At 58.1% G+C, this 8,799-nt stretch carries 8 protein-coding genes; 6 read left to right on the forward strand and 2 right to left on the reverse strand.

Annotation, left to right across the window (positions count from 1 at the left end; all coding sequences use genetic code 11):
- The first annotated feature begins 21 nt into the window (after nucleotides 1-21).
- The 4 genes from nadE (at nucleotide 22) to lgt (ending at nucleotide 4,219) form a co-directional block, all read left to right on the forward strand.
- On the forward strand, nucleotides 22-1,995 hold the full coding sequence (gene nadE, locus KYK14_RS12335; protein ID WP_219159161.1) for an NAD(+) synthase: 1,974 nt from the start codon (nucleotides 22-24) through the stop codon (nucleotides 1,993-1,995).
- Nucleotides 1,996-2,301: 306 nt separating this feature from the next.
- Complete coding sequence (locus tag KYK14_RS12340) at nucleotides 2,302-2,934, forward strand: RNA polymerase sigma factor (protein WP_219159163.1); 633 nt, start codon at nucleotides 2,302-2,304, stop codon at nucleotides 2,932-2,934.
- The gene (locus KYK14_RS12345; protein WP_219159165.1) at nucleotides 2,927-3,226 is read left to right on the forward strand and encodes a hypothetical protein; all 300 of its coding nucleotides are present in this window, start codon (nucleotides 2,927-2,929) and stop codon (nucleotides 3,224-3,226) included. Before KYK14_RS12340 ends, KYK14_RS12345 begins: the two co-directional genes overlap by 8 nt.
- A gap of 84 nt (nucleotides 3,227-3,310) precedes the next feature.
- Nucleotides 3,311-4,219, forward strand: a complete 909-nt coding sequence (gene lgt / locus KYK14_RS12350) for a prolipoprotein diacylglyceryl transferase (RefSeq protein ID WP_219159166.1) — start codon at nucleotides 3,311-3,313, stop codon at nucleotides 4,217-4,219.
- A gap of 170 nt (nucleotides 4,220-4,389) precedes the next feature.
- Here lgt and KYK14_RS12355 read toward each other — a convergent pair whose 3' ends face one another.
- Nucleotides 4,390-5,289, reverse strand: a complete 900-nt coding sequence (locus KYK14_RS12355; RefSeq protein WP_219159167.1) for an SdiA-regulated domain-containing protein — start codon at nucleotides 5,287-5,289, stop codon at nucleotides 4,390-4,392.
- Nucleotides 5,290-5,373: 84 nt separating this feature from the next.
- Nucleotides 5,374-5,595, reverse strand: coding sequence for a membrane protein insertion efficiency factor YidD (gene yidD / locus KYK14_RS12360; protein WP_185282676.1), 222 nt, complete (start codon nucleotides 5,593-5,595; stop codon nucleotides 5,374-5,376).
- A gap of 159 nt (nucleotides 5,596-5,754) precedes the next feature.
- On the opposite strand from yidD, the gene KYK14_RS12365 reads away from it, so the two are divergent.
- Together KYK14_RS12365 and KYK14_RS12370 are read left to right on the forward strand one after the other, a co-directional pair.
- Nucleotides 5,755-6,612, forward strand: a complete 858-nt coding sequence (locus KYK14_RS12365) for a hypothetical protein (RefSeq protein WP_219159169.1) — start codon at nucleotides 5,755-5,757, stop codon at nucleotides 6,610-6,612.
- Nucleotides 6,609-8,735 carry a ComEA family DNA-binding protein gene (locus tag KYK14_RS12370; protein WP_219159171.1) on the forward strand — a complete coding sequence of 709 codons (2,127 nt, stop codon included), beginning with the start codon at nucleotides 6,609-6,611 and terminating at the stop codon, nucleotides 8,733-8,735. The genes KYK14_RS12365 and KYK14_RS12370 overlap by 4 nt, the downstream gene beginning before the upstream one ends.
- Nucleotides 8,736-8,799: the final 64 nt, after the last annotated feature.

The raw sequence follows: 8,799 nt of genomic DNA on the forward strand, positions 1-8,799 counted from the left end.
CACCTTTACAACTTCATTCTTATGCGTATCGCCGGTGCAGCGCTTAACCAAATTCCTTTTGCGTGGCAGCATAACCTGCGCACCATTCGCACGGCCATTGAGCAGGCCCAGGAGTCGGGGGTAGAGTTGCTGTGTTTGCCCGAGCTATGCCTGACCGGCTACAATTGCGAAGATTTGTTTCTGAGCGATTGGCTGTGCGAAGCAGCACTGGAATATTTGCAGCAAATCCTGCCCTGGACTGAAGGCATTCTGGTGTGTGTGGGCCTACCTGTGCGGCTGGAAGGACGCACCTACAACACCAGTTGCGTGCTGCGCGATGGTGAGATTTTGGGCTTTGCGGCTAAGCAGTTTCTGGCCAACGACGGCGTACACTACGAAACGCGCTTTTTCTACCCCTGGCCGGCTGGCGAAACCACAACCGTGCGCTGGCAGGGCCACGAATGGCCGCTCGGCGACCTAACCTTCGAGCACAAAGGCGTACGCTTCGGCTTCGAGATTTGCGAAGATGCCTGGCGCCCCGACAACGTGCGCCCCGCGTCCCGGTTGCAGGGTAGGGTAGACCTGATTGTGAATCCCTCGGCCAGCCATTTTGCCATGAGCAAAACGGACTTGCGTTATAAGCTGGTGCTCAACGCTTCGCGCAATTTTCATTGTACCTACCTCTACGCCAACCTGCTCGGCAACGAAGCCGGCCGCATCATCTACGACGGCGAGATTCTGGTGGCCCGCGAAGGACATTTGCTGACACGCAATCAGTTGCTGAGCTTCAAGGAAGTGGATGTGGAATGCGTGGACGTGGATTTTGCCACGCCCCTGGAGCCGGCCGCCGAAATTCAGCCGCTCCCTACCCCCGATGAATATCTGGAATTGAACCAAGCCCTGAGCTTGGCCTTATTCGACTACATGCGCAAGGCCCGCACCCGCGGCTTCGTGCTGAGCCTATCGGGCGGGGCCGACTCGTGCATGTGCGCGGTGTCGGTGGCGGAAATGGTGCGGCTGGGCACGGCTGAGCTGGGCACGGCCGAGTTTATGCGCCGTACGGGCTGCTTCACGGCCGAGGATATTGTGGCCATTACCGGCCAGACGGAGGCGCCTACCGCGCAGGAGCACCGCGCTGCCGCCGACGGAACACCGCAGGAAGCGCCTTCGGATAACCTACCTAAAGCCAGTACCGAAGTAACCTCCGACGAGCAGCGCCAGACCAACCGCCGCATCACTGGCCGCCTGCTCACGTGCGCCTACCAGGGCACCGTCAATTCCTCCGACGACACCCTGAATTCGGCGCAGGAATTGGCCGAGGAGCTGGGTGCAGTGTTCTACAACTGGAACATCGACGACGAAGTAACGGGCTACGTCAGCAAAATAGCCGGTGCATTGGACCGCCCTCTTACCTGGCAAAACGACGACCTGGCTCTGCAAAACATTCAGGCGCGGGTGCGGGCGCCCGGCATCTGGTTGCTGGCCAACGTGCTCAACGCCTTGCTTATCACTACCTCCAATCGTTCTGAAGCCTCTGTAGGCTATTGCACCATGGACGGCGACACGGCTGGCAGCATTTCGCCCATTGCCGGTGTGGACAAGGCTTTTGTAAAGCAATGGCTACGCTGGGCCGAAGTGGAGCGCCACTATCCCGCTCTACGCCACGTGAATGCCCTGCAACCCACTGCCGAGCTTCGCCCGCTAGAAGAAAAGCAAACCGACGAGCGCGACCTGATGCCCTACGTGTTGCTCAACCGCATCGAGCGCCTGGCTTTCTACAACCGCCTCAGTCCGGCCCAGGTGCTCGCTACCCTACTCGAAGAAGACCCCACCGCCGACCGCGAACAATTGAAAGTCTACGTGAAGCGTTTCTTCTCCTTGTGGAGCCGCAACCAGTGGAAGCGCGAGCGGTACGCCCCCGCCTTCCACCTCGACGACTACAACGTGGACCCCCGCTCTTGGCTGCGCTTCCCCATTCTCAGCGGTGGCTATACCGAGGAACTAAACGCGCTGTAGCTATCCGGGCAGCAGGGCTCGTTTCTCAATGGGCATGGTATGATTCGCTGATGAAGCTGTTTATGAAGTCGTCAAACCGTCATGCTGCGCGTGCTTCGACAGGCTCAGCATGACGGTCGAATTGGTTCGGAATGACCTGCTAATTAGCTTATGTGAAAATATAGTTCTGTTTCACAAGTAGTTGTGTTTTATTTGAAGGAGCTGAGCAAGTTTTCTACAATGAGGGGGCCTAATCTGATGTAACCCTGCTACCCATGGCTATGGCCGGAATAGGTAGGGCGCTATTTCCTCTTTTCTGCCTCCCGGATGTACACTCTTCCGCTGCCTGGTTTTCAACAAATACCTGCTGCCCCGCAACCTGCTTCGGTTTGCGCGGAGGCCGAGTTGATAGCCCACTTGCAGCAGGGTAGCGAAGCGGCATTTCGCACGTTGGTGGAGCGGTATCAGCACCGCATCTATCGCACGGTGCTGGCGCTGCTTCGCTCGCCGGAAGAGGCCGAAGACGTGGCGCAGGAGGTTTTCGTGGAAGTCTACCAAACGATTGGCCGGTTCCGGGGCGAAGCGGCCCTGACCACTTGGCTCTATCGACTGGCTACCTCGCGGGCTCTCAAGCAGCAGCGCCGCGCCCGTGCCCGCAAGCGTTTCGCCTACCTAACCAGCCTGCTGGGCTTCGACAACCGCGTGCTCTACGAACCAGCCGACAACGACCACCCCCAGGCCCAGTTAGAAGGCCGGCAACAGGTAGAGCTTCTGCGGGCGCACATCGCCCGGCTGCCCGACCAGCAGCAAGTGGCTTTCACCTTGCGCCACGAGCAAGAGCTGAGTTACGAGGAAATAGCCGCGGTGCTTAGTACCACCGTGTCCGCCGTAGAGTCGTTATTATTTCGCGCCCGCAAAACGCTTCGTCATCATCTGCAACCCACCCAACGCCATGTCTGATTCAACTAATCGCACGGAGGCCGATGAAGAATGGGAAACCCTGCTGCACCAGTGGCGAGCTGAAGTAGCTGTTCCGCCTCGCCCGTATTTTTACGGCCGGGTGCACACTCGGCTAGTGAATGCCGCAGCGAAGCGCCCGCCTTTGCGGACTTGGCGGCACTGGCCCGCCTACGCTGTTATGCTGGGCATTCTGCTGCTGCTTAGCGGCGATGATGCGGGTCTGCACGCCGTAAGCGGCGGAGCACAACAAGAAAACGCCGATCAACCTGAGGCAAGTTTCAGCGGTGAGTAGCCGCGCTGACCACGGCGCCTTAGCTGCCCGGCTACCAAATGGGAAGTGACTACCTTTGAATTTCTATCATCTTTTGCCTACCCTATGCTTTCTTTTCTTGCTGCCATCACTTGGGATGTGTCGCCTCTCATTGCTGAGTTTGGCCCCTGGGACTTAGGTTTGTTCACGCTGGGGCCGCTGGCCTTGCGCTGGTACGGGCTGCTGTTTATGTCGGGCTTTGTGGTGGGCACGTTTGTGCTGGCGCACATCTATAAGTCGGAGAAAGTGTCGCCGATGTGGGTGGATGTCATCACGATTTACGTGCTGATTGGTACCATCGTGGGTGCCCGATTAGGTCACGTGCTGTTCTATCAGCCTGAGATACTGAAAGATCCGCTGGAGGTGTTTAAGATATGGCACGGCGGTTTGGCTAGCCACGGCGCTACCATCGGCATCATTCTGGCCGTGTACCTGTTCAGCCGCAACAACAAGTTCGACATGCTCTGGACGCTCGACCGCATCGTGATTGTGGTGGCGTCGGGCGGGGCGCTCATTCGTTTGGGCAACCTGATGAATTCCGAGATTGTAGGCCGCGAAACCGACGTGCCTTGGGCCTTTATTTTCCTCCGCGACCGGGAGCACTTCGTGAATGGTATTGCCGTGCCGCGCCACCCTACCCAGATATACGAGTCGCTGTTCTGCGTGTTCTTGTTCTTCCTGCTCTACTTCATGTGGAACCGCACCAAGGAGCGCACCCCACGCGGGCAACTATTCGGGCTGTTTGTAGTGCTTCTGTTCACGTTCCGCTTTTTCGTAGAATTCCTGAAAGTAAGCCAGGTTGATTTCGAAAACAACCTACCCCTGGATATGGGCCAAATCCTGAGCATTCCCATGGTAGCCATTGGCTTCTGGGTGCTGCTACGCGCTGGCAAAGACCCCAAGAATCCCTACGGCTACGCCCCGCGCGATTTAGGTAGGGAAGCAGAAAACCCAAAGCTGGCGCAGGCAAAGTAAACGTGAGCCTGTGAAGTTGGGAAATGGCGAATAAAAACCGCCTGTCATCCTGAGTTGGCGAAGGACCTTCTCACGGTTGAACGATTGACGTAACAACGACTCGTTCAACCGTGAGAAGGTCCTTCGCCAACTCAGGATGACAGGCGGTTTGTTTAGTAGTTGTGCCTCAACTAAAACTCATACTTATACAAGTCACCTTGTTCGGTGCTGATATAGATGGTGTTGTCGTTGGTGAAGACGACGCCTTCCGTCTGCCCAGCGCCTTTCAGCGAAATCTGACGGGGCGTTGCTTTTAGCGCATCGGCCAAAGAGCTGCCTTCCAGTACAAACATTTCTTCTTTACCCATCAATACCAGGCGACGGCCATTGGGGCTTAGGTTGGCGTCCGTTACCTGGCCCGGAATGCTCAGCTTGGTAAGCAATTTTGCTTTGTGCGTGCCGGGCTGGTCAGGGAGGGTATACACCTTGCTGGTGCTGCTATTGGCGCGGTCCTTTGTAAAAAGGTAGAGCTGGTTCTGATGCCAAAGCGAGGCTTCCACATCGAAGTTACGGTCGCCTTTTTTGGGAGGGAATTCGGTTTGGTCGGCGTACGAAAAGTTGATTTTATCAACCTGATTAGGCGTTTTGGGACGAAAGCGAAGAATAGCTAAATCCTCACGATCGTTGCTATTGTTACCTGCGTCGGCTAGGTAGTAGTACCCCTGGTTATCGCGCGAAATGCTTTCCCAGTCGTGGTTGGTGGCACTGAGGCGCAACGTGCCGAGTAGCTTGCCTGTTTCGGACACTTTGTAGACAATGGGCGGATTACCGGCGTCGCTGAATGTGTAGAACGTGCCGGGCGTATCGGCCAAAGCCAAGCCAGAGCTTTCGCGAACTTCTTCCAGGTCGCCTACCTTGTTTAGCTCTACGTCCTCGCCCTTCGATTTCTTCCCCTTTTTGCCCTTCTTCCCTTTCTTTCCCTGATCTGCCTGCGTAGTACTAAAATCGGTGGTGGATTGCTCAGCGGGGGTGGAATTACAACTGTTCAACAACGTGCTAGCCAGTAAGGCTGTGGTCAAAAAAAAGGGCATAGTATTCATAAAGAGGGCAAAAGAAAAGGCCCCTACCCAAAGGTAGAGGCGCGTGTATCAGGAGGTATACGCTCAATGCCGTCATTAAGGTACAGGGTCGTAGCCGTGGCCGCCCCAGGGGTGGCAGCGCCCAATGCGGCGCAGCGCTAGCCAGCCGCCCCGCCACGGGCCGTGCCGCTCGATGGCCTGCACGGCATAGGCCGAGCACGTGGGCTGGTAGCGGCAGGTAGGGGGCTTGAGGGGCGACAGCAGGTGGCGGTACACCCACAACAGCGCCAGCAACAAATGGCGGAAAAGCAACTTCATGATAGCACAAAGAACGCGAAACAGCAGCAGCTAGTGCCCGCCACGTAGCAGGAGCCTTCCGTTTGGCGGGGTATTTGAATAAAACCAGGAAGATTCTTTGCTATAGAGTCTGTTAGTGAATTGTTTGTGTATTTATTCTAGTCTTCTGATTGGCTTTCTATGGAGAAACGCTACGCGCTATTTTTTTGCCTGTTTTTGCTGGGATTGCACGCTTTCGCGCAAGGCAACGGGCCGGGCATCCGGGGAGCACGGGCTGCGGCGTTGGGCTACACCAGCACCACCCTCCACGACGTGTGGGCCGTGGGCAACAACGCCGCCGGTCTGGGTCAACTGACCCGACCGGAAGTGGGTTTCTATGCCGAGAATCGCTTCCTGCTACCCAATTTCAACACAGCCGCGTTGGCTGTAGCCCTACCCATAGGCGAAGTAGTAGAGAACCGCCCGAAAAACGGCGTAGTAGGCTTTGAGGCCCAGCGTTTCGGTGGTAAGCTCTACGCCGAGCAGCGTCTAGGCGCAGCCTATGGCTACCGCAGTGGCCAAGTGAGCATAGGTGCCCGCCTAGATGTATTGCAGATGAGCATCGAGGGCCTGGGTAGCCGGCGGGCCCTGGCCCTGTCGTTGGGCGGACAAGCCGAGATTGTGCCGAAAAAGCTGGTGTTTGGCGCCTACCTCTACAACCTCAACCAAGCTCGCTTGGCCCGCTACCAAGACGAGCGGGTGCCTACCGTTCTGCGCGCCGGCCTGGGCTACCAGCCCACCGACAAAGTACTGCTGACTGTGGAAACCGAAAAAGACGTGGACCATGATGCCGACTTCCGGGCAGGCCTGGAATACAAAGTGCTGGACGTATTGCAGGTGCGAGCAGGGTTTGCGGCTTTGAGCGAACAGACCACCGGCGGGGTAGGCTTTCAGACGGGGCAGTTGCGACTCGATTACGCTGCCGCCTGGCAAACGGCCCTTGGGCTTAGTCAGCACCTGAGCGTGCATGTGTTGCTCGCAAAGCCTGCGCAGCCATGAGCAGATTGCCTGGCTGCTTGAGGGTATCCTTCGGGCTCGTGTTGGTATGGCTGTTCTGTGTTGCCCGGCCTACCCAGGCCCAGCAGTTCCCTCGCCCTACCCCCGACCTCGACCGGCTAATCCAGGAGCTGTTTGCCGATCAGCAGAGCGACGACATGCCCTATGAGGATATGTACGAAACGCTACTGCTCTACTACCAAACGCCGCTCAACCTGAACCTGGCTAGCCGAGAGGAGTTGCGGGCGCTTCTGCTACTATCCGAAGTGCAGATCAGCCACTTGCTGGAGCACCGCCAGTGGGTAGGGCCGCTGCTCAGCCTCTACGAATTACAAAGCATCGACGGCTTCGACCTACGCACGATTTACCGCGTGGCACCTTTCGTGACGGTGACGGATGCTGGTCCCAACGCCGCTCGTGGTCCGCTGTGGCAGCGCGTGTTGCACGAAGACAACAACGCCCTGTTTCTGCGCTACGAGCGAGTGTTGCAGCAGCGGCACGGCTACACCGCTTCCGATACTACCAGCACGGGCCGCCTCACCAGCCGCTACCTCGGCTCGCCCGACAAGCTCTTGTTGCGCTACCGAGTTAGCCATACCAAGGACTTTAGCCTGGGCATCACGGCTGAAAAAGACGCCGGCGAGCCGCTGGCGTGGCAGCCCAGCCAGCGCCGCTACGGCGCCGACTTCTTGTCGTCCCACTTGGTAGTGCAAGAGCGCGGCCGTCTGAAAACCCTGGCGCTGGGCGATTATCAGCTGCAATTTGGGCAGGGGCTCCTGCTGTCCTCGGGGTTGCAGGTAGGGAAAGGCGGCGAAACAATTACCACTATTCGGCGTAGCTCGTTGGGTGTGCGACCCTACTCCTCGGTGTTGGAAAGCGCCTTTTTTCGGGGCGCCGCGGCTACCGTAGCCGTGAGTAGCACGGTGCGGGCCACAGCGTTTGCGTCTTATAAACACGTGGATGCCAACCGCCAGCAAAACCTCGATTCGTTGGCTGATTTCACGGAGTATTCGTCGGGCGTGTTGGCGGCGGGCTTGCACCGCACATCTACCGAGCTGGCTAATCGCCAGAGCCTGGGCGAGGCCATTGGGGGCGGTAACGTGACCTATACCAGCCGCAGCAACCACCTGGCGGTAGGTCTCACGGCCGTGGGCACGCACTACGATAGGGCGTTGCAACGCCGGGTAGCGCTCTATAATGCCTATGAATTTCGCGGTCAAAACAACCTAGCCGTAGGCGCGCATTACAGCTACGTGCTGCGCAATCTGTTGCTGTTTGGCGAAACGGCCCGTAGCAGCAGTGGTGGGGTAGGCACGGTGAATGGCCTGCTGGCCAGCCTAGCACCCAACGTAGATGCGGCTGTGCTCTACCGTTCCTACGCCCGCGACTTCCACACGTTCTATGGCAACGCCCTCAGCGAAAATAGTCGCAACATCAACGAGCGCGGCCTCTACCTGGGTCTGAAAGTACGACCGGCGGCCGGGTGGGAAATTTCGGCTTACTACGACCAATTCTGGTTCCCATGGTTGCGCTACCGGGTAGGGGCGCCTTCGCACGGCCACGACTGGCTGTTGCGCCTGGCCTACACGCCCACCAAGACCAGCCTGCTTTACGCCCAGCTGCGTACCCGCCTCAAAGAGTACAATGCCGACGACCCACGCCCGCTACCACTGCCGGAGCCCACGTTGCGCCATAGCCTGCTGCTGTTCTACGACGCCAACCCTACCACTGTGCTCAGCCTGCGCACGCGTGTGCAGGGCACCCGCTACCGGGAGGGCGACGGTCCGCGCCGTACGGGCTATGTGCTGGCCCAGGACGTGTCCTACACCTTCGGGCGCTACCTGCGCCTGAGTGGTCGTTACGCCCTATTCGACACTGACAATTACGATACACGCCAGTACGTGTTTGAGCAGGATGTGCTCTACGCTTTTTCGGTGCCGGCCCTCTACGGGCAGGGCACACGCACCTACCTGCTGGCCGAAGTCCGCTGCAATCGTCACCTCACGCTCTGGCTGCGCTACGCCGAAACGCACTACCGCAACCAGACGGCCATCGGCTCGGGTTTGGATCTAATCGAGGGCAACCGCCGCTCCGAGGTAAAAGCCCAGGCGCGGTATCGGTTTTGAGTGGTGAAATGGTGAAGTCGTGAATGAAAAATGTGTGTGTCATCCTGAGCTTGCGAAGGACCTT

Source organism: Hymenobacter profundi (assembly GCF_019334315.1).
GTDB classification, from domain to species: domain Bacteria; phylum Bacteroidota; class Bacteroidia; order Cytophagales; family Hymenobacteraceae; genus Hymenobacter; species Hymenobacter profundi.

Coding starts and splice junctions, on each gene's coding strand:
- nadE (WP_219159161.1), top strand. CDS start 22: ATGCGTATCGCCGGTGCAGCGCTTAACCAAATTCCTTTTGCGTGGCAG.
- KYK14_RS12340 (WP_219159163.1), top strand. CDS start 2,302: ATGTACACTCTTCCGCTGCCTGGTTTTCAACAAATACCTGCTGCCCCG.
- lgt (WP_219159166.1), top strand. CDS start 3,311: ATGCTTTCTTTTCTTGCTGCCATCACTTGGGATGTGTCGCCTCTCATT.
- KYK14_RS12345 (WP_219159165.1), top strand. CDS start 2,927: ATGTCTGATTCAACTAATCGCACGGAGGCCGATGAAGAATGGGAAACC.
- KYK14_RS12370 (WP_219159171.1), top strand. CDS start 6,609: ATGAGCAGATTGCCTGGCTGCTTGAGGGTATCCTTCGGGCTCGTGTTG.
- yidD (WP_185282676.1), bottom strand. CDS start 5,595: ATGAAGTTGCTTTTCCGCCATTTGTTGCTGGCGCTGTTGTGGGTGTAC.
- KYK14_RS12365 (WP_219159169.1), top strand. CDS start 5,755: ATGGAGAAACGCTACGCGCTATTTTTTTGCCTGTTTTTGCTGGGATTG.
- KYK14_RS12355 (WP_219159167.1), bottom strand. CDS start 5,289: ATGCCCTTTTTTTTGACCACAGCCTTACTGGCTAGCACGTTGTTGAAC.